Below are 24,132 nucleotides of genomic sequence, written 5' to 3' on the forward strand. Positions count from 1 at the left end.
GGTCTCACTCCGCCGCCATCAGACGCACAGGCTCGCTGTGCGGGTTGGCGGCATAGTCGTCGATGCGCTGCTCGATCTCGTGCCGGAAATGCGCGATCAGGCCCTGGATCGGCCAGGCCGCGGCGTCGCCGAGCGCGCAGATGGTGTGGCCCTCGATCTGCTTGGTGACGTCGAGCAGCATGTCGATCTCGCGCTTCTGGGCGCGGCCTTCGGCCATGCGCTCCATGACGCGCCACATCCACCCCGTGCCCTCGCGGCAGGGCGTGCACTGGCCGCAGCTCTCATGCTTGTAGAAATGGCTGATGCGGGCAATGGCGCGGACGATGTCGGTCGACTTGTCCATGACGATCACCGCCGCCGTGCCGAGGCCGGAGCGCAGCTTCGAGAGCGAGTCGAAATCCATCGGCGTGTCGATGATCTGCTCGGCCGGAACCATGCGCACCGAGGAGCCGCCGGGGATGACCGCCTTCAGATTGTCCCAGCCGCCGCGAATGCCACCGCAATGCTTGTCGATCAGCTCGCGGAAGGGGATGCCCATCGCCTCTTCGACGTTGCAGGGCTTGTTCACATGGCCCGAGACGCAGAAGAGCTTGGTGCCGACATTGTTCGGGGTGCCGATCGAGGAGAACCAGCTCGCGCCGCGGCGCAGGATGGTCGGCGCGACCGCGATCGACTCGACGTTGTTCACCGTCGTCGGGCAGCCGTAGAGGCCCATATTGGCGGGGAATGGCGGCTTCAGCCGCGGCATGCCCTTCTTGCCCTCAAGGCTCTCCAGCAGCGCCGTCTCTTCGCCGCAGATATAGGCGCCGGCGCCGTGATGCACATAGAGGTCAAAGGGATAGCCGTGGACGTTGTCCTTGCCGATGAGCTTGGCCTCATAGGCCTCGTCGACAGCGCGCTGCAGCGCTTCGCGCTCACGGACATATTCGCCGCGGATGTAGATATAGGCCGCATGCGCGCCCATGGCGAAGGAGGCGATCAGGCAGCCCTCGACCAGCGTATGCGGGTCGTTGCGCATGATCTCGCGGTCCTTGCAGGTGCCGGGCTCCGACTCGTCGGCGTTGACGACGAGGTAATGCGGACGCCCGTCGCTCTGCTTGGGCATGAACGACCATTTCAGCCCGGTCGGGAAGCCGGCACCGCCGCGCCCGCGCAGGCCGGACTTCTTCATCTCGTCGATGATCCAGTCCCGGCCCTGCTCCAGCAGGAACTTGGTGCCATCCCAGGCGCCACGCTGGATCGCACCCTTCAGGGTACGGTCATGCAGGCCGTAGAGATTGGTGAAGATGCGGTCGCGATCTGCGAGCATGATCTGATCCTCACTCCGCCGGCTTGTCGCCGCTCTTGGCGGTCTTGGCACGCGAGCGGGTCGTCTTCGGCTTGCCGTCGGCGGACGGCGTGTCCTGGGCGGCGCTGCTCGGCTGGGCGGGCTCCGAAGGCTTTGGGCGGCCAGCGGCGGCGGTCTCGCTTGCAGGCTTGCTGGCGACGGCGGCCGGCGTGGCTTCGGCCTTCTTGGCGTCGGCTTCGGCAGTCTTCTTCGCTTCCGCCTCGGCTGCAGCCTTGGCGGCTGCGGCTTCGGCCGTGGCTTTGCGCTGCTCGGCGATGCGCTTCTGCCAGTCGCCGGCGCCGATCATCGAGCCGTCATAGAGGGCCTTGTCGGTCAGGGTCTGCGGACCGCCTTCGGGCTCGGAGCCGGTGCGGCCGTTCTGCGGGCCGGGCTGGGTCGGCCGGCCGTTGCGCAGGTCGTCGAGAAGCTGGCGGAAATTGGCCGGCGTCAGATCCTCGTAGTAATCGACGTTGATCTGCGCCATCGGCGCATTGCAGCAGGCGCCGAGACACTCGACTTCCAGCCACGACAACTTGCCGTCGGCGGTGACGGTCGATTGCGGGCCGATGACGTCTTCGCAGACCTTCTTCAGCGCTTCCGCGCCGCGCAGCGCGCAGGGCGTCGTGCCGCAGAGCTGGACGAAATACTCGCCCACCGGCTGCAGGTTGAACATGGTGTAGAAGGTCGCGACCTCCAGCACGCGCATCGGCGCCATGCCGAGGCGCCGGGCGACGGTCTCGATCACGGCGCGCGAGACCCAGCCCTCCTGCTCCTGCGCCTTCCACAGCAGCGGGATGACGGCCGAGGCCTGGCGGCCCGCCGGGTACTTGGCGATCTGCTGGTCGATCCAGTTCTCGTTCGCCGGGGTGAAGGCGAAGGAGGCCGGTTGGACAGGATCAGGTGCGAGACGACGGACGGACATTCGGCTTTCTCAACCCTGGCAATAGCTTCGATAGTGGGCGGCAGCGCGCGGCAGAGCCGGCGCACAACGCCCATAATTCGGATCCTGGCCGCCGCAACTGCAGCTGAAGACCGGATCCGTACAACGGCGGACATAAATCCAAGAGCACCAGCTCACATAGCCTGGCTGATCCTTGGCAACATAGCGAAACCCGGCCTTCTCGAGCTGCTGATAGGTCGGACGGCCCTGCGCCGACGCGCCGCAAGCGGCGATCGCGCACCCGACCAGACCGATCAAGACAGCGGCCAATCTCACCGATCGACCTCCCCAAACACGATGTCCAGCGAACCGAGAATCGCGGAGACGTCGGCGAGCATGTGCTTGCGGCACATGAAATCCATGGCCTGGAGATGGGCGAAGCCCGGGGCCTTGATCTTGCAGCGATAGGGCTTGTTGGTGCCGTCCGAGACCAGATAGACGCCGAACTCGCCCTTCGGCGCCTCGACGGCGGCATAGACCTCGCCGGCCGGCACCTTGTAGCCCTCGGTGTAGAGCTTGAAGTGGTGGATCAGCGCTTCCATCGAGCGCTTCATCTCGCCACGCTTGGGCGGCACCATCTTGCCGTCGAGCGAGGAGACCGGGCCGCCGCCATCGGCCGCCAGCAGCTTGTCGCAGCACTGCTTCATGATGCGCACCGACTGGCGCATCTCTTCCATGCGGATGTGGTAGCGGTCGAAGCAGTCACCGTTCTTGCCGACGGGGACGTCGAATTCCATCTCCTCGTAGCATTCGTAGGGCTGCGACTTGCGCAGGTCCCAGGGCGCGCCGGAGCCGCGCACCATCACTCCCGAGAAGCCCCATTTCCAGCAGGTCTCGAGGTCGACCACGCCGATATCGACGTTGCGCTGCTTGAAGATGCGGTTGTCGCTGAGCAGCCCTTCGAGGTCGTCGCAGACCTTGAGGAACGGATCGCACCACTCGGCGATGTCGTGGATCAGCGAGACCGGCAAGTCCTGATGCACGCCGCCGGGGCGGACATAGGCCGCATGCATGCGCGCGCCGCAGGCCCGCTCGTAGAAGATCATCAGCTTCTCGCGCTCCTCGAAGCCCCAGAGCGGGGGCGTGAGGGCGCCCACGTCCATCGCCTGCGTGGTGACGTTGAGCAGATGCGAGAGGATGCGGCCGATCTCGGAATAGAGCACGCGGATGAGCTGGCCGCGGCGCGGCACGGTCACGCCGACGAGACGCTCGACCGCCAGCGCAAAGGCATGCTCCTGGTTCATCGGCGCGACATAGTCGAGCCGGTCGAAATAGGGCACGGCCTGGAGATAGGTCTTGGCCTCGATCAGCTTTTCCGTGCCGCGGTGCAGCAGGCCGATATGCGGATCGACGCGCTCGACGACCTCGCCGTCAAGCTCCAGCACGAGGCGCAGCACGCCGTGCGCCGCCGGATGCTGCGGGCCGAAATTGATCGAGAAGTTACGGATGTTGTGCTCGGTCATTGCCGGCCTTCCTGCTGCGCCTGGAAGCGCGCCATCACTTCTGCGCCCGTCAGCCGCGGGCGCTCGCCGGCGAAGTCGTAGAGCGCCGGCTTCTCATCGATGAAGATCTCTTCGAGGAACTTGAACGAGCTGGTGTCGTCAAAGCTCTGGAAAGCCACGGCAACATGGTCCCCGCCCTCGCGCAGCCGCCAGAACAGGCTCGAACCGCAATTGCGACAGAACTGGCGCATGCCCCAGTCGGAGGAGACATAGCTGCCGAGCTGGCTCCCGTCCTCGATCGTGACCTCGCCGCAGGGCACGGCCATGAAGACCCCGCCGCTCCAGCGCCGGCACATGCCGCAATGGCAGACGTCCATCTCGTGCTTCGTCGGCACGGCGCTGAACCGCACCGCGCCGCACAGGCAGCCGCCGGACAGTTTTTGCGCCGCAGCCGCCATCACGCCCCCTTCGCCTTCTCGTCACCCGGCAGCACGTAGTCCGTGCCTTCCCACGGCGAGAGGAAATCGAAGTTGCGGAATTCCTGGTTGAGCTTCACCGGCTCGTAGACGACGCGCTTCTGTTCGTCGTCGTAGCGGACCTCGACGAAGCCGGTCAGCGGGAAGTCCTTGCGCAGCGGGTAACCCTCGAAGCCGTAGTCGGTGAGGATGCGGCGCAGGTCCGGATGGCCGGAGAAGAGGATGCCGTAGAAGTCGTAGGCCTCGCGCTCGAACCAGTTCGCCGCGGGGAAGACATCGATCACGGAGGGAACCGGCGTCGCCTCGTCGGTCTGGACCTTCACGCGGATACGCCGGTTATGGTGCGGCGCCAGCATATGATAGACGACGTCGAAGCGCTTCTCGCGGCCCGGATAGTCCGCGCCGGCGATATCGGTGAAATTGACGAAGCGGAAGCGCGGATCGCTGTAGAGCACCCGCAGCACCTCGACGATCGAAGCCGCCTCGGCATGAACTGTCAGCTCATCGAAGGCGACGACCGCGTCCGTCACCGCGCCGGGCAGCGCGGCCTTGATCTCTTCGCCGAGTTTTACGAGCGCTTCGCTCATCGTCTCACCCTATCGCCTGCAGCATCGACCGACGGAGCGCTCAGCGCTCGATCGTGCCGGTGCGGCGGATCTTCTTCTGCAGCAGCAGCACGCCGTAAAGCAGCGCCTCGGCCGTCGGCGGGCAGCCCGGGACATAGATGTCGATCGGGACGATGCGGTCGCAGCCGCGCACCACCGAGTAGCTGTAGTGGTAGTAGCCGCCGCCATTGGCGCAGGAACCCATCGAGATGACGTAGCGCGGCTCCGGCATCTGGTCGTAGACCTTGCGCAGCGCCGGGGCCATCTTGTTGGTCAGGGTGCCCGCCACGATCATCACGTCCGATTGGCGCGGTGAGGCGCGCGGCGCGAAGCCGAAGCGCTCGACGTCGTAGCGCGGCATCGAGAGCTGCATCATCTCGACGGCGCAGCAGGCCAGGCCGAACGTCATCCACATCAGCGAGCCCGTGCGGGCCCAGTTGATCAGATCGTCGGTGGCGGTGACGAGAAAGCCCTTGTCGGCGAGCTCGTTGTTGATCTCGACGAAGAACGGATCACGCGTGCCGACCGGCTTCCCGTCCGGGCCGAGAAGCCCCCGCGGTGCCTGCGCGACGAGCGGGTCGCCGCGATCGATCGCTGTGATTGCCATAACCTAACCCTCGTGAACCTTTGCCTGCCAGATAGGAAGCGGAACTCCGCCCCGCGATCCGACAGTCAGTCCCACTCCAGCGCGCCCTTGCGCCACTCGTAGACGAACCCCACGGTCAGCACGCCGAGGAAGATCATCATCGACCAGAAGCCATACCAGCCGAGACTGCCGAAGGCGACGGCCCAGGGGAACAGGAACGCGACTTCGAGATCGAAGATGATGAAGAGAATCGCGACCAGATAGAACCGGACATCGAACTTCATGCGGGCGTCGTCGAAGGCGTTGAAGCCGCATTCGTAGGCCGAGAGCTTTTCCGCATCCGGCTTCGAATAGGCGATCGCGAAGGGGGCGATCAGCAGGGCCAGGCCGATGACTGCCGAGACACCGATGAACAGCACCAGCGGCAGGTAGTCGCTCAGGATCGATGACACCGGAAGAGCTTGCATGGTCGAACTCACTTCAGACGGCCGCGGGGCGGCTCGCTGTCCCAGTCGCTTAGACCCTCGATTAGAATGAAGCAAGACTCCGCCGCGCCGCACAATCGCGCGAGCGGGTTGAATGCAGCGCAGGATGGGGCAGAATTCGTCTGCGTCCGCACACCCTCTCCGCCGTTCTGGGCGGAATTCCGTCGGAAACGCGTATTTTCAGCTGCAGGGACGGGCAGAAATCCGTTCACCGTGCCGAATCGTTCCCGGCCGGCAAGCCTGCCACGCCCGAAAGGCCTTCGATGTCTAAGCCGTTTCAGCCCGCCTTCGCGCCGAATCCGGCAATGGTTCCCGCGGCGCGATGAAGCCCGCCTGCCTGCGCGCCGCGGTCGTCCCGGCGCTTGCCCTTCTGCTTTCCACAACATCGGCCATGGCCCAGGAGGGCGAGCGCGTCCGCGCGCCCTTGCCGCCGCAGCGGCCGTTCGATCTCGATCTGGAGGGCACGCCGAAACTGCCGGACATCATCGTGCCGCGGGCCGCTTCCACGACAGCGCCGTCACCCCGCAGCGCCGCTCAGGACACGCCTCCTGCAGCGCCGGGGCCCGAAACACCTGAGAGCACTCCCGCCTCCGTAACCCCGCCCGCCGAAAGTACTCCGCCCGCCCCCGGCGAGCCGGACGACGATGAAGGCGTGGAATGGCCGAAGCTGACGCCGGGCCAGAAGGCCGGCGCCGAGCCCGACTTCGACCCGAACGAGAAGCCCGAGCGGCCGGGAATCTCGACCGATCCCGGCACCTCGATCACCTGCCTGCCCGACCAACTGAAGCAGACCCTCGGCAAGATCGTGGATCGCTATGGCGCGGTGAAGGTGACTTCGACCTGGCGGCCGCCCTGGCGCGCGCGGCGCGGCTCCTATCACAAGGGCTGCCAGGCCATGGACTTCCGCGTCCCGGGCGTGCGCCCGCGCGTCGTCCTCGAATGGGTGCGCAGCCTGCCGGAGGTCGGCGGGCACCATGTCTACTGGAACGGGCTGATCCACATCGACACGGGACCGCGCCGACCCTGGTAGGGAGCGGCGCTCCCGCCATCTTCCCTGTTTGAGCGGCCGCGAACGCGGCCGCTCATTCCTTTCAACCGGGATCAGGGCCCTTCGGCTGCCTCCGAATGGCCCGGCGCATCCAGCCGCAGCGTGACCCGCTTGACCGAAACATCATCGGGGTCGAGCGCAATCTCGAAACCGAGGCTGTGACAGAGAGCGAGCATCGGCCCGTTCTCCGCCAGCACCTGGCTATGCACGCGGCGGATGCCCTCGGCCCTGGCCCAGTCGATCATCAGCATCATCAATGCGCGGCCAAGGCCCATGCCTTTCAGGTCCGAACGCAGCAGGATCGCGTATTCGGCCTCGACATGTCCGGGGTCGGCATGGAGCCGGACCGCTCCGGCAGCGTCGCCGCTGCCGTCCTCTGTGGCGATGAAAGCCATCTCACGCGCGTAGTCGAGCTGGGTCAGGCGCGCGAGGAAGCTGTGGCTGAAGGATTTGAGCGGCGCGAAGAAGCGCAGCCTCAAATCCTCCGGCGTCACCCTGTTCAGCATCGCGCCGATCAGGAGTTCGTCTTCCGGCTTGATCGGGCGGACCGAAAAGCTCCGCTCGCCCAGCTCCAGCCGCCTCGTCCACGCAGCCGGATAGGGGCGGATCGCCGGGCGCCGGCGGCGCGTGGGGTCGGGTTCCAGCGCGATGCGGGCATCGACCGTGACGGCGCCGTTCGCATCGGCCAGGATCGGATTGAGATCGAGTTCGCGGATCTGCGGCAGCTCGGACGCCATCTTCCCCAATGCGACCAGCACCATGGCGATCGCGCGCCGGTCGGCCGCCGGGACATCGCGATAGGCCGCCAGGATACGCGAGACGCGGGTTCGCGAGATCAGGCTCTCGGCCGAAGCGAGATCGAGCGGTGGCAGCGCGACATGCGTATCGGCGATGAGCTCCGCCGCGGTTCCACCCCGGCCGAAAACGATCACGGGACCGAAGCAGGGATCAGTGGCGAATCCGGCGATCAGCTCCCGTGCCTTGGCGCGGTGCGCCATCGGCTGCACCATGAAGCCGGTCAAGCGTGCCTGCGGCCGCTGCCGGCGAAGGCGCTCCGCCATCTGCTCCGCGGCCGCGCGCACCGCGCCTTCGTTGCCAAGGTCGAGTTCGACGCCGCCGACATCCGATTTATGCGGAACGTCGGGGGAGACGATCTTGAGCGCGACAGTTCGTCCTGCCTCGAACTGCGCCCTGGCTGCCGCAACCGCCGCCTCGGCATCGGGGGCGATGACGAGATCGAGCGTCGGGATCCGGAACAAGGCGAGCAAACGCGTCACCTCATCCGGCTCGAGCCAGCTGCGTCCTTCTCCGAGCGCCCGCTCGATGATTGTCTCGGCGGCGGCGACGTCGGGCGGGTCGTCGTCATCGACCGATGGCGGCGTTGCCATCAGCTCCTTGATCAGCCCGGCATGACGGGTGAGGTGCTGGAACCCTACGACCGCCTCTTGCTCCGTAGCGAAAGAGGGAATCCCGGCGGCGGCGAAGATCGCCGCTGCGCTCTCTCCCGCTCCGATCCAGGCAGCGAGCACGGGCTTGGCCCGCGCGTCCCGGCGGGCACGAACGACCGCCCGGGCGCAATCCAGCGGATCAGCTGGCGCGACCGGCGCGTTGAGCGCCAGCACCGCGTCGACCGTTTCCTCCGCCAGCAAGCGCGAGACCGCTTCATAATAGTCCTGCGGGCTACGGACGATCTCAGGCTCCCGGCGCGGCGGCTGGGAGCCTGCCGCCTGCCGCAACCTGCCAGCGGCCAGCGCGGCGAGCCCCTCCCCGTTGCTGACGATGGCAAGCCGGCCGGCATCGGCCGACCGGGCCCGGCCGAGCGTCTCCGCGGCGGCGAAGAGTTCGTCGAGATCGTTCACGCGCAGCAGCCCGGCGCGATGAAAGGCTGCGTCATGCGCGGCATCGCTGGTCACGATCAGCCCGGCGTGGGTCAAGGCCGAGGAGGTGCCATCGGGGCGCGGTGGCTTCAGAACCAGCACGGGCTTGATCCGCGCGGCAGCGCGTGCCGAGGACAGGAAACGCGCGGCATCCGTGACCTCGTCGATAGCCAGCAGAATGGTGCGTGTGTGCGGATCGGCGGCAAAATGATCGAGGCAATCGGCGATATCGACATCCGCCCCCTCGCCTACGACCACGGCTCCTGACAGGCCGATCTCGCGACGCCCCGCCCAGGACAGGATGCCGGCGGCCACCGAGTTGGACTGCGCGGCCAGCGCCAGCGTGCCGGCGGAAAGATGCGTAGGCACTGCGGTCGCATTGAGGCCTAGGCGGGGAGCCGCGATCCCGAGGGACGACGGCCCGACCAATCTCACCCCCGCGGCACGGGCGGCCGCGCACAGCCGGTCGCGATCGGCGGCGTCCCCGTCCGGCACCAGCAGACCGGCGCAGCCGCGCTCCCCTGCCGCGGCCAGCGCCCGTTCCGCAGCCGCGCTGGAGGCGATGACGAGATCGGAAGGCGGCATGGACGGCAGGTCGTCCTCCCCGGAGAGCACGACCAGCTTGCCCCGATAAGCGCCCGCCTGGATTTGCCTTGCCAGCTCATCCGGTTCGGCAGCGCCGGCAATCACGGTGATTGTGGCAGGCTCGAGCAGGCGCTTGATCAGGGCGAGCGTCATCGGTCGGCCATGTCCGTTTGCAGCGGTGCGATCAGAAACGATCCTGGCCGCTCCGGCCAGGTGTCATCGACAGCTTTCACATACGATCGCGCACATCCCGTGACGAGCCTCTCGAACGAGCTGGCACGTCACAGTTCTCCCATGTCCGCGACCAAGACGCGACGGCCTTCCGTTCCCATCATCCGAGAAATGCATCGACCTCGGCGCCGAATTGCTCGGCCTGCTCGATATTCGAGATATGGGCGGCGTCCAGCAGGCACTTGCGGGCGCCCGGTATCGCCACTCGGATAGCCTCGCCATCGGCGGGTGTCGTGGCCGGGTCCTTCGATCCGACGATCACGAGAACCGGATTCCGGATCGACTTGATCGACTCCCGCTGGTCCATGTCGCGGATCGCCATACACGACCCTTGATAGCCGATGACAGGCGTCCGCAGAATCATGGCCCGCATCCGCGCCATGGTCTCGGGTGCCGCAGCGCGGAAGGATTCCGGGAACCAGCGCGCGATCGTCGCCTCGACGAGCGCTTCCATGCCGCCACTTTCGGCTGCCGCGACGCGGCCGTTCCAGAGATCGGCCGGCCCCATATAGGCGGCGGTATTGGCCAGGACCGCCCGCTCGATTCGGTCCGGCGCATGGGTCAGCAGCCACATGCCGACCATGCCACCCATCGAGAGCCCGCAAAAATGTGCGCGTGCGACGCCGAGTGCATCGAGCACGTCGAGCGCGTCCCGCCCCAGTTGCTGCATCGTGTAGGGAGCCGGCGAAACGATGCTGCGGCCATGGCCGCGCTGATCGTAGCGGATCACGCGGAAGCGCTTCGACCAGAGCGGAATCTGGTCGTCCCACATCGACATGTCCGAGCTGAGCGAATTCGAGAGCAACAGCGCAGGCGCCGTATCGCTGCCGTCGATGCGCACTTCGAATTCCTCATGGCCGATCTTGATCCGCATCGCCGTCGCTCCGTCCGTTTCGGTCTCTTTGTGTGCTGGGGATATCATTGTGCGCAACAACAGAAAAAAGAAACATGCATGCTTGTCTGTTTGTTTCACGCCGACTAAGGTCCCCGGATGCCGCCATCAGCCGAGAAGCAGCGCCGGACTCAGGAGGAACGCTCGACGGAAACGCGGGCGCGGCTCGTCGAGGCGACGCTCGACCTCCTGGTCGAACGCGGCTACGCGCTTGCGACGACAGCGGATATTGCGACCCGCGCAGGCGTCACCCGTGGCGCGCTGAACCACCATTTTTCCGGCAAGGACGATCTGATCGTCCAGTCCGTGAGCCATCTGCTCCGGAGCTGGATCGACGAGATCCGCGAGGTCGCCGAACTCGTCAAAGCCGGAAGCCTGTCCCTCTCCGAATTCGTCGATCGGATGTGGGAATTGTTCTCCGGCAAGCTGTTCCTGGTCACGCTCGAGCATGTGACGGCCGCGCGCCACAATCCCTACCTGCGCGAACAGCTGGTTTCGGTGACGCGCGAATTCCATGCGGCGCTCGACGGCACCTGGCAGGATTTCTTCGACGGAACCGGCCTGCAGAAGCCTGAGGTCGAGGCCGCCTTCAACGCCACGCTCTGCCTGATGCGCGGCATGAGCCTGCAGACCATCCTGCGCGACGACCCCGCCTATTACGCGCGCCTTCTCGGCTTCTGGAAGACGGTCCTGGCCGAGCACTCACAGAGCAGCCGCGCAAGCGAAGGCGCCATTTCCGTTCTGACATAGCAAGGCAGACTCCAGTGACACAGGCGATCATCTTCGAGAATGCAAGGCTGCTCGACGGGTCCAGCCCGGAAGGCGAGCATGACCGCTTCGTGCGCATCGAAGGCGGGCTGATCCGCGAGGTCTCGGACCGTCCCATCGCCGACGGCGGCGCGCGGCGCATCGATCTCAAGGGCCGGACCCTGATGCCCGGCCTGATCGACTGCCATGTCCATGTGATCGCCAATTCCGCGAATTTCGGCCAGAACGCGCTCCTCCCGGATGCGCTCGTCGCCTTGCAGGCCGTGAAGCTGATGGGCGAGATGCTGCATCGCGGCTTCACCACGGTCCGTGACGTTGGCGGCGCGACCTATGCCCTCGTGGAGGCGCAGGAGCAGGGCCTCTATGTCGGCCCGCGCCTCGTCATCTGCGGCAAGGCCCTGTCGCAGACCGGCGGACACGCCGATTTCCGCGGCCGCTACGACAACCGCAAGCCCGACTACCAGACCCATCAGCTCGGCTCGCTCGGCCGCATCTGCGACGGCATCGACGCCTGCCGCGCGGCCGCGCGCGACGAGATCCGCCAGGGCGCGCAGTTCGTGAAGATCATGGCCAATGGCGGCATCGCCTCGCCGACCGATCCGATCGCCTTCCTCGGCTTCAGCGATGCCGAGATCGCCGCGATCGTCGAGGAAGCCCACAACGCGCAGACCTATGTCGCCGCGCATCTCTATACCGACGAGGGCATCGCGCGCGCCGTGAAGCTCGGCGTCCGTTCGATCGAGCACGCCAACCTCGTCCAGGCCGCGACCGCGCGCCTCATGCATGAGCGCGGCGCCATCGCTTGCCCGACGCTCGTCACCTATGAGGCGCTGAACAACGAAGGCGCCTCCTACGGCCTGCCCCCCTCCTCCGTCGCCAAGATCGACGACGTTCGCCTGCGTGGCCTGGAATCGCTCGAGATCATGCGCGAGGCCGGCGTGACGATGGCCTACGGCACGGACCTGCTCGGCGCCATGCATCGCCACCAGTCGGAGGAGTTCGTCATCCGCGGACGCGTGCTGCCCGCCATCGAGGTCATCCGCTCGGCAACCGTCAATGCGGCCGAGCTGATCGGCATGACCGGCAAGATCGGCACCATCAAGCCCGACGCCTATGCCGACTTCATCGTGGTCGACGGCGATCCGCTGGTCGACCTCTCGCTCCTGACGGGACAGGGGCGCAACATGCCGGTCATCATGAAGAACGGCGACTTCATCAAGAACGAACTGAACTAACCAAAAAGGGAACAGGCCATGACCACCAACCGTCGTCAGTTCATCGGCACGCTGGGTGCCGCTTCGGCGCTGATCGCAGCGCCTTCCGTCCTGCGCGCACAGTCGCAGGGCGTCTTCCGCATCGGCGCGCTCTGCCCGGTCACCGGCGCCGGCGCGCCTTACGGCTCCGGCATGCAGAAGATGATCATCGCCGCGGCCGAGATCGTCAACGCCGCTGGCGGCGCGGCCGGCCGCAAGATCGAGGTCGTCGCGGAGGACACGCAGACCAGCCCGCAGGCCGGCGTGCTCGCCGCGAAGAAGCTGATCGACGTCAACAAGATTCAGGCGCTGTTGGGGACATGGTCGTCCGGCGTCTCGCTGGCGGTGCTGCCGCTGACCAACGACGCCAACATCATCATGATGAATACCTCCGGCGCGCCGGCCCTGTCCGTGCCTCCCGCCAACGCCAAGGGCCTGGCCTATCGCTTCCAGGCCACCAATGATCGTTTCGGCAGGGCCTTCGCCGAGATCTGCGTGAAGGAGGGCTTCAAGCGCCCGGCCACCATGGCCTTCAACAACGCCTCCGGCATCGGCAATACCGAGGGCTTCCGCAAGGCCTGGGAGGCGAAGGGCAACAAGGTCGTCGAGAACGTCGTCTACGAGCCGAACCAGGCCTCGTACCGTTCCGAGCTGCAGAAGGTGCTGGCCGCCAATCCCGACGTGATCGTGACCGGCTCCTACCTCTCCGATACCACGATCATCATGCGCGAATGGTTCCAGACCGGGCAGCCGGTCAAGTGGATCATCCCCGGCTGGGCCGCCAACCCCGATCTGGTGAAGGCGACCGGCCCCGAGGTCGTCGAGGGCGTGATCTCCGTCGACTCGGTCTCCAACGAGACGGCGCCGTCCTTCAAGGCCTATGAAGAAGCCTATCAGAAGGCGACCGGCCAGTCCGGCCAGTCGAACATCTTCAGCGCCATGACCTGGGACATGGTCCATGCGCTCGCCCTGGCGATCGAGGCGGCCGGCTCCACCGAGACGGCGGCGATCAATGCCAAGATCCGCGAGGTCTGCAACCCCGACGGCACGAAGGTCTACGGCTACGCCGAGGGCAAGGAAGCGCTGAAGAAGGGCAAGATCAACTACGAGGGCGCCTCCTCCGTGCTGGATTTCGACCAGTACGGCGATGTCTCCCCGTCCTTCGGCGTCTTCTTCATCGAAGGCGGCAAGCTCAACCGGCGCTACGTCGTCAACATCTGACGCATCGCCCCTGCAGGCCATCGCCTGCAGGGGCCGCAGGCTCCGGCAGCGGCGATGCCCGACCAGGTTGCTCCATGTTCTATGCTCAGCTTTTCATAAACGGGTTATTCCAGGGCCTCGTCATCGGCCTGGCGGCGCTCTCGATCACCCTCGTCTTCGGGATCGCACGCTTTCCCAACGCTGCGACCGGTGACTCCATGACGCTCGGCGCCTATGCGGCGCTGGCGGCCCACAAGGCCAGCGGCTCCTTCATCGTGGCCGGGCTCGGTGCGGCCGGCGCGACCGGAATCGTCCTGCTCCTCGCCTATTGGAGCGTGTTCCGGAAGCTCGCCAACCGCTCGGTCGTCGCGCTCCTCGTCGCCTCGATCGGCGTCGCCTTCGTGCTGCGGGCGGCGCTGGGCGTCGCCTTCGGCCATGGCCAACAGGTCTTTCAGGTGCCGCTCTCGCGCCCCTACGTCTTCGGCGGGCTGCGCATCCTGCCGCTCGACCTGCAGATGGCGCTGGTAGCGCTCGTCACCCTGATCGCCGTCTTCGGCCTGCTCTACCTCACCGCGATCGGGCGGCAGATGCGTGCCGTCGCCGATAATCGCGACCTCGCCCGCGTCTCCGGCATCCGGCCGGGCCGCGTCATGATCGCGCTCTGGCTGCTTGCCGGCGCCGTCGCCGGCATTGCCGGGATGATGCTCGGCATGAAGACGATCGTGACCCCCGAATTCGGCTGGGAAATGCTGCTGCCTGCCTTCACCGCGGCGATCCTCGGCGGCATCGGCTCGCCGGTCGGCGCAGTCGTCGCCGGGCTCATCCTCGGCGCGATGCAGGAGGTTTCGACCCCCTTCGTCGGCTTCACCTACAAGATCGCCATCGCCTTCCTGATCATGCTCGCCGTCCTGCTGGTCAGGCCGCGCGGATTGTTCGGTCGCGTCGAAGGAGTGCGCTGATGGAAGCCTATCTCGTCGCGATCGGCATCATCGCGCTGATCTATGTCCTGCTCAGCCTCGGGCTGACGCTGCAATACGGGCTCACCGGCCTGATCAATTTCGGCCATGTCGGCTTCTTCGCGATCGGCGCCTATGCCAGCGCACTGCTCGTCATGAACGGCGCGCCGTTCATCGTCGGCTTCGCGGGCGCGGCCCTGTTCGCGGGGGTGGCGGCCTGGCCGATCGGCCTGGTCTCGCTGCGCCTGCGCGACGACTACTTCGCCGTCGTCACGCTGGGCTTCTCGGAGGTCGTGCGCATCGTCCTGACCAGCGAGCGCTGGCTGACCAATGGCGTGCAGGGTATTCCCGGCATTCCGCGGCTCTATTCCGGCCTCGGCGGCGCTGCCGGGCAGCTCGCCACCTTCGCCACCATCCTGGCCGTCACCGTGGTCGCCGCCTGGATGATCCGCCGCATCGCGCGCTCGCCCTTCGGCCGCATCATCGAGGCGATCCGCGACAACGAGGAAGCGGTGCAGGCGCTGGGCAAGGACCCGCCGCGCTTCAAGATCCAGGTGCTCGTGGTCGGCGCGGCGCTCGCCGGCATCGCCGGTGCCTTCTACGCCCACTACATCACCTACATCGTGCCCGAGCAGTACATCCCGCTCGTCACCTTCTATGTCTGGATGGCGATCATCATGGGCGGCGTCGGTCGCGTATCCGGCGCGGTGATCGGCTCGGTTATCCTGATGGCCTTCCTCGAAGGCTCGCGCTTCATCCGCGACATCGTGCCGGGCATCTCCGAGGTCGACATGGCTTCGGTCCGGATCGGCCTCGTCGGCTTGCTGCTGATCCTGTTCATCATCTATCGGCCGCAGGGGCTCATGGGGGATTACACCAAGCGATGAGCCTCGAAATCCGCGACATCACCAAGTCCTTCGGCGGCTTTCAGGCCCTCGACGGCGTGCGCCTCACCATCGAGACCGATGCCCTGTTCGGGATCATCGGCCCGAACGGCGCGGGCAAGTCGACACTGTTCTCGGTCATCTCCGGCTTCGTCCCGGCCGACGCCGGCGAGATCCTGCTGAACGGTGAGCCGATCGACGCCCTCTCCCCGCCGCAGCGCGCCCGCGCCGGCATGGTCAGGACCTTCCAGGTTCCGCGCGAGTTCTCGCATCTGACGGTGCGCGAGAACCTGATGGCCTCCGCCCCCGATCAGACCGGCGAGAGCCTGCTCGGCCTGTTCTTTCGCCCCGGCCAGGTCCGCAAGGAAGAAGCGGCGATCGCCGAGACCGTCGAGCGCACCATTGCCTTCCTCAAGCTCGGCAAGGTCGCCGACGTGCCCTCGGGCAAGCTCTCCGGCGGCCAGAAGAAGCTGCTCGAACTCGGCCGCGCCCTGATGGTCGAGCCGAAGCTCATCCTCCTCGACGAGCCCTTCGCCGGCGTCAATCCGGTGCTGATCGGCGAGATCATGGAGCGGATCGAGGAGCTGAATGCGCGTGGCATCGGCTTTGTCATCATCGAGCACGATCTGCAGGCGCTGACCCGGCTCGTGCCGCGGCTCGCCGTCATGGATCGCGGCAAGGTTCTGGCCGAGGGCGCGCCCGCCGCTGTCCTCGAGGATCCCGTCGTGCGCGAAGCCTATCTCGGAGGCGTGTCGTGACGCTGCTGGAAATCAAGGACGTCCGCGGCGGCTACGGCGAGGTCGACATCCTCAACGGCATCTCGCTGTCGCTGCAGAAGGGCGAGATCCTAACGGTCGCCGGCACCAACGGCGCCGGCAAGTCGACGCTGGCGAAGGCCATCGTCGGCCTGCTGCCGCGCGTCTCCGGCGGCATCCGGTTCGAGGGGCGCGACCTGCTGCCGCTCGCGACCGAGGATCGTATCGCGGCCGGCATCGGCTATGTCCCGCAGGTCGCCAACGTCTTCGGCTCGATGAGCATTCTGGAGAACCTGCAGGTCGTCGTCGGCGTACGCGATCAGGCACAGCGCATCCGCGAGCTCTTCGAAGCGTTCCCGCTGCTCGGCGAACGCAAGCGTGCGCGCGCCGGCTCGCTCTCCGGCGGCGAACGCCAGCAGCTCGCCTTCGCCCGCGCCCTGATGACGCGCCCGCGCCTGATGATCCTCGACGAGCCGACGGCGGCCCTTGCCCCCGCCAAGGTGGCCGAGGCCTTCGCTCTGATCAAACGCCTGCCCGAGCTCGGCGTCTCGGTTCTGGTCGTCGAGCAGCGCGCGCGCCAGTCGCTCGCGATCTCCGACAATGGCTGCATCCTCGACGGCGGCAAGGTCGCGCTCGCTGGCCCCGCCCAAAGCCTGCTCGACGATCCGAAGGCAGCAGAGCTTTATCTCGGCCAGCACTGACGAAGCGGCCGCTGTCCAAACGGCAGCGGCCTGCAAGCCCGGGTCATCCCTGGAGGCGCAAAACGCTAGGTGCCGCAGAAGGTTGCCAGCACGCGCTCATGCACGGCCGGCGGCTGAGCGTAGTCTTCACGGCCCGGTTGCTCATCATAGGGTTTCGCCAAAACGGCGAGCAATTCCACGAACGGGGCCAGATCGTCCCGTTCCACGGCTGCCTGGATCACCGCCTCGACCCGGTGGTTCCGCGGAATGAACAGCGGATTGACGCTTCGCATCGCGCGCTGCCGCTCTTCCGCGGAGGGGCTCTCCTGCTGCAGCCGCTGCTGCCAACGGCCGTACCAATCGTCGAACTCTCCGGGATTGCCGAAGAGCTCGCGGCAGCTCTGCCCGTTGCCCCCGGCATCATCGCTGAGCCGCCGGAAGGTCAGCGTGAAATCCGCCTGTCCGCGCTGCATCGTGTCCAGCAGTCCCTTGATGAGCGGGACGTCATCGGGCTCTTCGGTCGCGAGGCCAAGCTTGCGGCGGAAGCCGGCGATCAGCGCGGCCTGGAACAGTTCATTGAAGCGGTTGACCGCGTCCTGCGCGATCGCGACGGCCTTTTCCTGGTCATCCGCCAGCAGCGGCAGGAGCGCCTCCGCGAGCCGCGTCAGGTTCCACAGCGCGATCGGCGGCTGGTTGCCATAGGCGTAGCGTCCGTGCTCGTCGATCGAGCTGAAGACGGTCGCCGGATCGTAGCTGTCCATGAAGGCGCAGGGGCCGTAATCGATGGTCTCGCCCGCGATCGACATGTTGTCGGTGTTCATCACGCCATGGATGAAGCCGATCAGCATCCAACGCGCAACGAGATCGGCCTGCGCGGCGACGACGGCTTCCAGCAGGGCAAGATACGGCGCTTCGCTCTCCGCCGCCGGCGGGTAGTGCCGCGCGATGACGTGGTCGGCGAGGAGGCGCAGCGCCTCGACATCGCGCCGCGCTGCGAAGAACTGGAACGTCCCGATCCGGATATGGCTGGCGGCAATGCGGGTCAGGATGGCGCCGGGCAGCAGCGTCTCGCGCCGAACCGTCTCGCCAGTCAGCACCGCCGCGAGCGCCCGTGTCGTCGGCACGCCGAGCGCGGCCATGGCTTCGCTGACGATGTATTCGCGCAGCACCGGCCCCAGCGCCGCCCGCCCGTCGCCGCGCCGCGAGAACGGCGTCGGGCCGGCTCCCTTGAGCTGGATGTCGCGGCGCTGGCCGTCACGGTCCACCACTTCGCCAAGGAGGATGGCCCGGCCGTCACCGAGCTGCGGGCTGAAGCCGCCGAACTGATGCCCGGCATAGGCCGTCGCGATCGGGGTCGTGCCCTCGACGAGGCTGTTGCCGGCGAGCAGGGCCAAACCGTCCTGCCCTTTCAGCCAGCCCGGATCGAGGCCAAGCTGCCGCGCCAGCGCCTCGTTCAGCTTGATCAGCCGGGGTGCCGCGACAGCAGTCGGGTTCACCGCGGCATAGAACCGCTCCGGCAGGCGCGCATAGGAGTTGTCGAACGGAATCGCGATCATCATCCGTAGATATGCGCGCCAGCCGGCATGGCAACGTCAACCCTCACGCAGCCACCGGGACGAGGCCCCGCTCGCGCGGCTCGCGCACCGACACGATTGCCACGGCAGCGATGAGGCAGAGCACGCCGGCAATGAAGAAGGCCGGCAGGTAGCTCGCATAGACCGTGCGGCTGAAACCCGCCCCCCAGGCGGCGGTAGCGGCGCCGAGCTGATGGCCGGCGAAGATCCAGCCGAAGACGAGGTTGGCGCGTTCGCCGAAGCGGTCGGCCGCGAGCTTCACCGTCGGCGGCACCGTCGCCACCCAGTCGAGCCCGTAGAACACCGCGAAGATCGAGAGCTCGTAGAAGCTGAAGCTGGTGAAGGGCAGATAGATCAGCGAAAGCCCGCGCAGGCCATAGTACCAGAACAGCAGCTTGCGGCTGTCGAAGCGGTCGGACAGCCAGCCCGAGCCGACCGTGCCGGCGAAGTCGAAGACACCGATGATCGCAAGCATGCCGGCTGCGGCCACCGGCGCCATGCCGAAATCGCCGCAGAGCGAGACGAAATGGGTCTGCACCAGGCCGTTCGTGCTGGCGCCGCAGACGAAGAAGGTGCCGAACAGCGCCCAGAAGATGCCGGAGCGCGAGGCGTCCTTGAGTGCGACAAGCGGCGAGGCCAGCATCGCGCCCAGCGTCGCGGGTGCTGCTGGCGGCGCTGCCGTCGGAGCTGTCGCGCCATAGGGCGCCAGCCCGATATCGGAGGGCCGGTCGCGCATCAGGATCAGCACCGCGACAGCGGCGAGCAGCAGCATGACGAGCACGACGGCGAGCGCGCTGCGCCAACCCACCGTCTCCGTCAGCGAGGCGAGCAGGGGCAGGAAGACGAGTTGGCCCGTCGCCGTGCTGGCCGTGAGCAAGCCGATCACAAGACCGCGCCGTGCCGCGAACCAGCGCGTCGCGACTGTCGCGCCCAGCACCATGGCCGTCAGCCCTGTGCCGAAGCCGACCACGACGCCCAGGAACAGCATCAGCTGCCACAGCGTCGTCATGACGAAGGAGCCGAGCACACCTGCGGCGATCAGCGTCAAGGCGACGGCCGCGACGCGCCGGACGCCGAAGCGGTTCATGAAGGCAGCGGCGAACGGCCCGATCAGCCCGAACAGCACCAGGCGGATCGCGAAGGCGGACGAGATCTCCGATGTCGACCAGCCGAACTCCTGATGCAGCGGGCCGATCAGGACGCCGGGCGCACCGACGGCGCCGGCCGTCACCAGCATGGTCAGGAAGGTGACCGCCGCGACCACCCAGCCATAATGGATGCCGCGGCGGGCGAAGAAGCGGGGTAATGCCGAGTTCTCGGCGGAGACGGCTATCTGCGACATGAGAGCATCCAATTTATGGGTATATACCCGCTTAAGATTAAACGATCAGAGAAGATCGCTCAGCTCGTTGAGAGCCTTGAGACGCTCGGCGCCAAGACGCCCGGTGATATCCTGCTGGCACGTCTCCCAGAGCGGAGATGCCTCCTCCAGAATCGCCTCCCCCTGCGCGCTCAGCGACACGACCAGCTCCCGCTGATCTTCGCCGCGCCCCAGTTGTACGAGGCCCATCTTCTCGACCACGCGGATATTGCGCCCCATGGTCGATCGATCGAGTTCCAGAAGCCGGCCCAGTTCCGTCAGGCTGACTGGCTGATGCCTCCGGACGTTCCTGAGGATCGCGAACTGGGCGATGTTGATCCCCACCGGCGCCAAAGCGGCGTCGTAGAGTCCCGCAATCTTGCGGGTCACGGTCTTGAGGCGTGTGCAGTAACAGGCGATGGACATCGTTGCGGGTATATGCCCGCTTCGCTGCAAAATCAAGCGCGATTCGACGACCGCGCCGCGGCGTATCCAGCGCAGCCGGCCCGCATGGCACCGACCGCAAAAAGGAGATCATTCATCTCTAAAATCGGAAAACAACGATAAGGACATTCCCCATACCGCCCGACTAGATTGCCGACCGAAGAAGGAAATTCTTCGCTTACGCCGCTGCAGGGCGGCAATATATCGGACCGGCCGGATGTCTCTCGATCATGTTCTCGGTGTCGACCATGTCGTCGTCGCCGTTCGCGACCTCGCTCTCTCGGCCAAGGCCTGGGAAGGGCTCGGCTTCACCGTCTCGCCGCGCGGGCTACATTCGCCGCATATGGGCTCGGCCAATCACACGATCATGCTGCAGGAGGATTATCTCGAACTGCTCGGGATCGTCTCCGACACCGACCAGAACAAGCCCACGCGCGATTTCCTGGCGAAGCACGAAGGTGTCGAGCGCATAGCCTTCACCACCGACGACGCCGCGGCCGGAGCAGCCGAGATCACGGCGCGCGGCTTTCCGGCGATCGGACCAGTGCATTTTGGCCGGCCGGTGCCGCTTCCCGGCGGTGGCGAGGCCGATGCCAAGTTCAACGTCTTCCGCTGGCCGCTCGACGAGCAGCCCGGCGGCATCCGCATCTTCGCCTGCCAGCACCTGACGCGCGAGAACGTCTGGATCCCGGTTCTCCAGCAGCACGCCAACGGCGCCGTCGCGCTGCGTCGCATCGAGATCCTGTCGGCCGATCCGCAGGCCGCCGCGGCACATCTCTCGCGGCTGATCGACGAGCCTGCCCGGCAGGAGGGCGCTGCGTGGCGCGTCGCCTCCGGGCGCTCGCGCGCCGACATCCTGTTCTATACCGCCGAGACTTTCGCCGAGCGCTATCCCGGCGCCGTGCGGGAAGGCGCGGCGCCGAAGGGCGTCGCTGCGCTGGTGCTGGCGACGCGCGATCTCGACGCCGCCGCCAAGGCCTCCGGAGCGATCCGCCACGGCGACGCCGCCAGCGTCCCCGCCGCTCGCGCCTCCGGTTCCGTGCTCAGCTTCGTGCCTGCCTGACCGGCACGGCTCCTGCATTCCGTCTTTCAGCCTCCGAGCTCAGATCGTCGAGGATCCCCATGGACTTCACCCGCCGTTCCATCCTGATGACCTCCGCCGCCATCGCGGCCAACGTCGTCAACCCGTTCAAGGCCTTCGCGCAGGAGACGCCGCGTAAGGGCGGCGTCTTCGGCGTTCACTACGGCGCCGAGCAGCGCCAGCTCAACCCGAGCCTGCAGGCCTCGACCGGCGTCTACATCATCGGCGGCAAGATCCAGGAGCCGCTGGTCGATCTCGATGCCAACGGCAACCCGGTCGGCGTCCTCGCCGAGAGCTGGGAGGCGACCCCGGACGGCAAGACCATCACCTTCAAGCTGCGCAAGGGCGTGACCTGGCATGACGGCCAGCCATTCACCTCGGCGGACGTCCAGTTCACCGCGATGGAGATGTGGAAGAAGATCCTGAACTACGGCACCACGCTGCAGCTCTTCCTCACCGCCGTCGACACGCCCGATCCGCACACCGCGATCTTCCGCTACGAGCGGCCGATGCCGCTGAACCTGCTGCTGCGTGCCCTGCCCGATCTCGGCTACGTCTCGCCGCGCCATCTCTACGAGGGCAAGGGCGACATCCGGAACAACCCGGTGAACCTCGCGCCCATCGGCACCGGCCCGTTCAAGTTCGTCTCCTACGAGCGCGGACAGCATGTGATCGCCGACCGCAACCCGAACTACTGGCGCGAGAACGCGCCCTATCTCGACCGCATCATCTGGCGCGTGATCACCGACCGTTCGGCCGCCGCCGCCCAGCTCGAAGCCGGCCAGTTGCACTACAGCCCGTTCTCGGGACTGACGATCTCGGACATGGCCCGCCTGTCGCAGGACAAGCGCTTCATCGTCTCCACCAAGGGCAATGAGGGCAACGCCCGTACCAACACGATCGAGTTCAACTTCCGCCGCAAGGAACTCGCCGATATCCGCGTGCGCCGCGCCATCGCGCACGCACTGGATATCCCGTTCTTCATCGAGAACTTCCTCGGCGACTTCGCCAAGCGCGGCACCGGGCCGATCCCCTCGGTCTCGACCGGCTTCTACCCGGCCGACAACGGCCCGCAATATCCGTTCGACAAGGCGCTGGCGGTCAAGCTGCTCGACGAGGCCGGCTACAAGCCCGGCCCTGGCGGCACGCGCTTCTCGCTCCGGCTGACACCCGCCCCCTGGGGCGAGGACATCTCACTGTTCTCCACCTTCATCCAGCAGTCGCTGGCGCAGGTCGGCATCAAGGTCGACATCGTGCGCGTCGACGGCGGCGGCTTCCTGAAGAGCGTCTACAACGACTGGGATTTCGACCTCGCCACCGGCTGGCACCAGTACCGCAACGATCCGGCCGTCTCGACCACGGTCTGGTATCGCTCCGGCCAGCCAAAGGGCGCGCCCTGGACCAACCAGTGGGACTGGAAGGACGAGGCCGTCGACAAGATCATCGACGACGCGGCGACCGAGGTCGATCCGGCCAGGCGCAAGGCGCTCTATGGCGAGTTCGTGCGCAAGGTGAACACCGAGCTGCCGATCTGGACGCCGATCGAACAGATCTTCGTCACCACGATCAGCGCCAAGGCCCGCAATCACTCGAACACCCCGCGCTGGGGTTCGTCGAGCTGGCACGACCTTTGGTTGGCCGAGTAAGAACTGGAGAGCGGGCCGGCCTCTCGCGCGGCCCGCGACAACACGGCGCGTAGACCATGCGTATTCTCACCCTTGCGGGGCGGCGGCTCGCCGCCTCGATCCCGACGCTGTTGCTGATCCTGATCGGCATCTTCCTGCTGCTGCAGTTCGCACCCGGCGACACTGTCGACGCCATGATGGCGCAGATGGGTGGCGGCGACGCCAAGCTCGCGCAGGAACTGCGCCGCTTCTATGGGCTCGACCTCTCCACCGCCGAGCGGCTCGGCCAGTATCTCTGGCGGCTGGTCCGCTTCGATCTCGGCCATTCCGCCATCTACGGCAAGCCGGTCGCCAGCGTCATCGCCGAGCGCCTTCCCGCGACGCTGCTGCTGATGGTCTCCGCGCTTTCCTTCGCCTTCTTCGCCGGCATCGTATTCGGCGTCCTCGCCGCGCGCGACGTCAATCGCTGGCGGGATACGCTCATCTCGACGCTCGGCCTGATCTTCTACGCCACGCCCTCTTTCTGGTTCGGGCTGATGGCGATCGTGGTGTTCTCCGTGCATCTGCAATGGCTGCCGGCCGGCGATTTCGAGGATATCGGCGCTGGCCTCACGGGTTTCGCCCGCACGCTCGACATCGCGCGCCACCTCGTCCTGCCGACGCTGACGCTCGGGCTGATCTATCTCGCCATCTATCTGCGGCTGATGCGCGGCGCGATGCTGGAGGTCCTCAACCTCGATTTCGTCCGCACCGCCCGCTCGAAGGGCCTCGACGAGACGCGGGTCATCACCCGCCATGTCCTGCGCAACGCGCTGCTGCCGATGGTGACGCTGATCGGCCTGCAGGCCGGCACGATGCTCGGCGGCTCGGTCGTCGTCGAGAGCGTCTTCTCGCTGCCCGGCCTCGGCCGCCTCGCCTATGAATCGGTAATTCAGCGCGATCTCAACACGCTGCTCGGCATCGTCTTCGTCTCGGCGCTGCTGGTGATCGTCGTGAACTTCATCGTTGACCTCCTCTACGCGCGGCTCGATCCGCGCATCGCGCCGGAGGGCTGAGCA

General features: G+C 66.7%; 23 protein-coding genes. 11 read left to right on the forward strand and 12 right to left on the reverse strand.

Annotated features, from left to right (window positions below):
* Positions 1-4: 4 nt before the first annotated feature.
* The 7 genes from nuoF to AB4Z10_RS11990 all read right to left on the reverse strand — a co-directional run bounded on the left by nuoF (position 5) and on the right by AB4Z10_RS11990 (position 5,843).
* The gene (gene nuoF, locus AB4Z10_RS11960) at positions 5-1,309 is read right to left on the reverse strand and encodes an NADH-quinone oxidoreductase subunit NuoF (RefSeq protein ID WP_441470621.1); all 1,305 of its coding nucleotides are present in this window, start codon (positions 1,307-1,309) and stop codon (positions 5-7) included.
* Positions 1,310-1,319: 10 nt separating this feature from the next.
* Positions 1,320-2,249 (reverse strand): NADH-quinone oxidoreductase subunit NuoE, encoded by a 930-nt coding sequence (gene nuoE, locus AB4Z10_RS11965; protein ID WP_441470622.1) that lies wholly within the window; start codon positions 2,247-2,249, stop codon positions 1,320-1,322.
* Between the two features lie 290 nt (positions 2,250-2,539).
* Positions 2,540-3,730, reverse strand: coding sequence for an NADH-quinone oxidoreductase subunit D (locus AB4Z10_RS11970; RefSeq protein WP_441470623.1), 1,191 nt, complete (start codon positions 3,728-3,730; stop codon positions 2,540-2,542).
* Complete coding sequence (locus tag AB4Z10_RS11975) at positions 3,727-4,167, reverse strand: GFA family protein (protein WP_441470624.1); 441 nt, start codon at positions 4,165-4,167, stop codon at positions 3,727-3,729. Before AB4Z10_RS11975 ends, AB4Z10_RS11970 begins: the two co-directional genes overlap by 4 nt.
* Positions 4,167-4,772, reverse strand: coding sequence for an NADH-quinone oxidoreductase subunit C (locus tag AB4Z10_RS11980; RefSeq protein WP_441470625.1), 606 nt, complete (start codon positions 4,770-4,772; stop codon positions 4,167-4,169). The genes AB4Z10_RS11975 and AB4Z10_RS11980 overlap by 1 nt, the downstream gene beginning before the upstream one ends.
* 40 nt (positions 4,773-4,812) lie before the next feature.
* On the reverse strand, positions 4,813-5,397 hold the full coding sequence (locus AB4Z10_RS11985) for a NuoB/complex I 20 kDa subunit family protein (protein WP_441470626.1): 585 nt from the start codon (positions 5,395-5,397) through the stop codon (positions 4,813-4,815).
* A 65-nt stretch (positions 5,398-5,462) separates the two neighbouring features.
* Positions 5,463-5,843, reverse strand: coding sequence for an NADH-quinone oxidoreductase subunit A (locus tag AB4Z10_RS11990; RefSeq protein ID WP_400510278.1), 381 nt, complete (start codon positions 5,841-5,843; stop codon positions 5,463-5,465).
* 340 nt (positions 5,844-6,183) lie between these two features.
* Here AB4Z10_RS11990 and AB4Z10_RS11995 point away from each other — a divergent pair, with 340 nt between their 5' ends.
* Positions 6,184-6,891, forward strand: a complete 708-nt coding sequence (locus AB4Z10_RS11995; RefSeq protein WP_441470627.1) for a YcbK family protein — start codon at positions 6,184-6,186, stop codon at positions 6,889-6,891.
* A gap of 71 nt (positions 6,892-6,962) precedes the next feature.
* On the opposite strand, the gene AB4Z10_RS12000 is transcribed toward AB4Z10_RS11995, so the two are convergent.
* On the reverse strand, positions 6,963-9,524 hold the full coding sequence (locus AB4Z10_RS12000) for a bifunctional acetate--CoA ligase family protein/GNAT family N-acetyltransferase (protein WP_441470628.1): 2,562 nt from the start codon (positions 9,522-9,524) through the stop codon (positions 6,963-6,965).
* A gap of 178 nt (positions 9,525-9,702) precedes the next feature.
* The gene (pcaD, locus tag AB4Z10_RS12005; protein ID WP_441470629.1) at positions 9,703-10,476 is read right to left on the reverse strand and encodes a 3-oxoadipate enol-lactonase; all 774 of its coding nucleotides are present in this window, start codon (positions 10,474-10,476) and stop codon (positions 9,703-9,705) included.
* A gap of 117 nt (positions 10,477-10,593) precedes the next feature.
* On the opposite strand from pcaD, the gene AB4Z10_RS12010 reads away from it, so the two are divergent.
* The 7 genes from AB4Z10_RS12010 to AB4Z10_RS12040 all read left to right on the forward strand — a co-directional run bounded on the left by AB4Z10_RS12010 (position 10,594) and on the right by AB4Z10_RS12040 (position 17,011).
* Positions 10,594-11,244 carry a TetR/AcrR family transcriptional regulator gene (locus AB4Z10_RS12010; protein WP_441470630.1) on the forward strand — a complete coding sequence of 217 codons (651 nt, stop codon included), beginning with the start codon at positions 10,594-10,596 and terminating at the stop codon, positions 11,242-11,244.
* Positions 11,245-11,258: 14 nt separating this feature from the next.
* Complete coding sequence (locus AB4Z10_RS12015) at positions 11,259-12,497, forward strand: metal-dependent hydrolase family protein (RefSeq protein WP_441470631.1); 1,239 nt, start codon at positions 11,259-11,261, stop codon at positions 12,495-12,497.
* An 18-nt stretch (positions 12,498-12,515) separates the two neighbouring features.
* On the forward strand, positions 12,516-13,736 hold the full coding sequence (locus tag AB4Z10_RS12020) for an ABC transporter substrate-binding protein (protein ID WP_441470632.1): 1,221 nt from the start codon (positions 12,516-12,518) through the stop codon (positions 13,734-13,736).
* A gap of 74 nt (positions 13,737-13,810) precedes the next feature.
* On the forward strand, positions 13,811-14,674 hold the full coding sequence (locus tag AB4Z10_RS12025; protein ID WP_441470633.1) for a branched-chain amino acid ABC transporter permease: 864 nt from the start codon (positions 13,811-13,813) through the stop codon (positions 14,672-14,674).
* A complete protein-coding gene (locus AB4Z10_RS12030; RefSeq protein ID WP_441470634.1) occupies positions 14,674-15,558 on the forward strand; it encodes a branched-chain amino acid ABC transporter permease in 885 nt (294 codons plus the stop codon). The genes AB4Z10_RS12025 and AB4Z10_RS12030 overlap by 1 nt, the downstream gene beginning before the upstream one ends.
* A complete protein-coding gene (locus tag AB4Z10_RS12035; protein ID WP_441470635.1) occupies positions 15,555-16,313 on the forward strand; it encodes an ABC transporter ATP-binding protein in 759 nt (252 codons plus the stop codon). The genes AB4Z10_RS12030 and AB4Z10_RS12035 overlap by 4 nt, the downstream gene beginning before the upstream one ends.
* Positions 16,310-17,011 (forward strand): ABC transporter ATP-binding protein, encoded by a 702-nt coding sequence (locus AB4Z10_RS12040; RefSeq protein ID WP_441470636.1) that lies wholly within the window; start codon positions 16,310-16,312, stop codon positions 17,009-17,011. Before AB4Z10_RS12035 ends, AB4Z10_RS12040 begins: the two co-directional genes overlap by 4 nt.
* Positions 17,012-17,076: 65 nt before the next feature.
* On the opposite strand, the gene AB4Z10_RS12045 is transcribed toward AB4Z10_RS12040, so the two are convergent.
* The 3 genes from AB4Z10_RS12045 to AB4Z10_RS12055 are packed head-to-tail and all read right to left on the reverse strand — an operon-like array spanning position 17,077 to position 20,350.
* Positions 17,077-18,549 carry a protein adenylyltransferase SelO gene (locus AB4Z10_RS12045; RefSeq protein WP_441470637.1) on the reverse strand — a complete coding sequence of 491 codons (1,473 nt, stop codon included), beginning with the start codon at positions 18,547-18,549 and terminating at the stop codon, positions 17,077-17,079.
* A gap of 40 nt (positions 18,550-18,589) precedes the next feature.
* Positions 18,590-19,906 carry an MFS transporter gene (locus AB4Z10_RS12050; protein WP_441470638.1) on the reverse strand — a complete coding sequence of 439 codons (1,317 nt, stop codon included), beginning with the start codon at positions 19,904-19,906 and terminating at the stop codon, positions 18,590-18,592.
* Between the two features lie 45 nt (positions 19,907-19,951).
* Positions 19,952-20,350 (reverse strand): MarR family winged helix-turn-helix transcriptional regulator, encoded by a 399-nt coding sequence (locus tag AB4Z10_RS12055; protein ID WP_441470639.1) that lies wholly within the window; start codon positions 20,348-20,350, stop codon positions 19,952-19,954.
* Positions 20,351-20,585: 235 nt separating this feature from the next.
* Here AB4Z10_RS12055 and AB4Z10_RS12060 point away from each other — a divergent pair, with 235 nt between their 5' ends.
* From AB4Z10_RS12060 to AB4Z10_RS12070, 3 genes are read left to right on the forward strand one after another with little or no spacing between them, the layout of a single operon-like run.
* On the forward strand, positions 20,586-21,431 hold the full coding sequence (locus tag AB4Z10_RS12060; RefSeq protein ID WP_441470640.1) for a VOC family protein: 846 nt from the start codon (positions 20,586-20,588) through the stop codon (positions 21,429-21,431).
* A gap of 59 nt (positions 21,432-21,490) precedes the next feature.
* On the forward strand, positions 21,491-23,095 hold the full coding sequence (locus AB4Z10_RS12065; RefSeq protein WP_441470641.1) for an ABC transporter substrate-binding protein: 1,605 nt from the start codon (positions 21,491-21,493) through the stop codon (positions 23,093-23,095).
* Positions 23,096-23,151: 56 nt separating this feature from the next.
* Positions 23,152-24,129, forward strand: a complete 978-nt coding sequence (locus AB4Z10_RS12070) for an ABC transporter permease (protein WP_441470642.1) — start codon at positions 23,152-23,154, stop codon at positions 24,127-24,129.
* Positions 24,130-24,132: the final 3 nt, after the last annotated feature.

The organism is Allobosea sp. RAF48 (assembly GCF_052114025.1).
GTDB lineage: Bacteria > Pseudomonadota > Alphaproteobacteria > Rhizobiales > Beijerinckiaceae > Allobosea.

Bases quoted from the DNA above. Each gene is read 5' to 3' on its own strand.
- AB4Z10_RS11995 (WP_441470627.1), top strand. From the start codon at position 6,184: ATGAAGCCCGCCTGCCTGCGCGCCGCGGTCGTCCCGGCGCTTGCCCTT.
- AB4Z10_RS11980 (WP_441470625.1), bottom strand. From the start codon at position 4,772: ATGAGCGAAGCGCTCGTAAAACTCGGCGAAGAGATCAAGGCCGCGCTG.
- nuoF (WP_441470621.1), bottom strand. From the start codon at position 1,309: ATGCTCGCAGATCGCGACCGCATCTTCACCAATCTCTACGGCCTGCAT.
- AB4Z10_RS11990 (WP_400510278.1), bottom strand. From the start codon at position 5,843: ATGCAAGCTCTTCCGGTGTCATCGATCCTGAGCGACTACCTGCCGCTG.
- AB4Z10_RS12025 (WP_441470633.1), top strand. From the start codon at position 13,811: ATGTTCTATGCTCAGCTTTTCATAAACGGGTTATTCCAGGGCCTCGTC.
- AB4Z10_RS12030 (WP_441470634.1), top strand. From the start codon at position 14,674: ATGGAAGCCTATCTCGTCGCGATCGGCATCATCGCGCTGATCTATGTC.
- AB4Z10_RS12010 (WP_441470630.1), top strand. From the start codon at position 10,594: ATGCCGCCATCAGCCGAGAAGCAGCGCCGGACTCAGGAGGAACGCTCG.
- AB4Z10_RS12055 (WP_441470639.1), bottom strand. From the start codon at position 20,350: ATGTCCATCGCCTGTTACTGCACACGCCTCAAGACCGTGACCCGCAAG.
- pcaD (WP_441470629.1), bottom strand. From the start codon at position 10,476: ATGCGGATCAAGATCGGCCATGAGGAATTCGAAGTGCGCATCGACGGC.
- AB4Z10_RS12050 (WP_441470638.1), bottom strand. From the start codon at position 19,906: ATGTCGCAGATAGCCGTCTCCGCCGAGAACTCGGCATTACCCCGCTTC.
- nuoE (WP_441470622.1), bottom strand. From the start codon at position 2,249: ATGTCCGTCCGTCGTCTCGCACCTGATCCTGTCCAACCGGCCTCCTTC.
- AB4Z10_RS12035 (WP_441470635.1), top strand. From the start codon at position 15,555: ATGAGCCTCGAAATCCGCGACATCACCAAGTCCTTCGGCGGCTTTCAG.
- AB4Z10_RS12000 (WP_441470628.1), bottom strand. From the start codon at position 9,524: ATGACGCTCGCCCTGATCAAGCGCCTGCTCGAGCCTGCCACAATCACC.
- AB4Z10_RS11985 (WP_441470626.1), bottom strand. From the start codon at position 5,397: ATGGCAATCACAGCGATCGATCGCGGCGACCCGCTCGTCGCGCAGGCA.
- AB4Z10_RS12020 (WP_441470632.1), top strand. From the start codon at position 12,516: ATGACCACCAACCGTCGTCAGTTCATCGGCACGCTGGGTGCCGCTTCG.
- AB4Z10_RS12060 (WP_441470640.1), top strand. From the start codon at position 20,586: ATGTCTCTCGATCATGTTCTCGGTGTCGACCATGTCGTCGTCGCCGTT.
- AB4Z10_RS12065 (WP_441470641.1), top strand. From the start codon at position 21,491: ATGGACTTCACCCGCCGTTCCATCCTGATGACCTCCGCCGCCATCGCG.
- AB4Z10_RS12045 (WP_441470637.1), bottom strand. From the start codon at position 18,549: ATGATGATCGCGATTCCGTTCGACAACTCCTATGCGCGCCTGCCGGAG.
- AB4Z10_RS11970 (WP_441470623.1), bottom strand. From the start codon at position 3,730: ATGACCGAGCACAACATCCGTAACTTCTCGATCAATTTCGGCCCGCAG.
- AB4Z10_RS12070 (WP_441470642.1), top strand. From the start codon at position 23,152: ATGCGTATTCTCACCCTTGCGGGGCGGCGGCTCGCCGCCTCGATCCCG.
- AB4Z10_RS11975 (WP_441470624.1), bottom strand. From the start codon at position 4,167: ATGGCGGCTGCGGCGCAAAAACTGTCCGGCGGCTGCCTGTGCGGCGCG.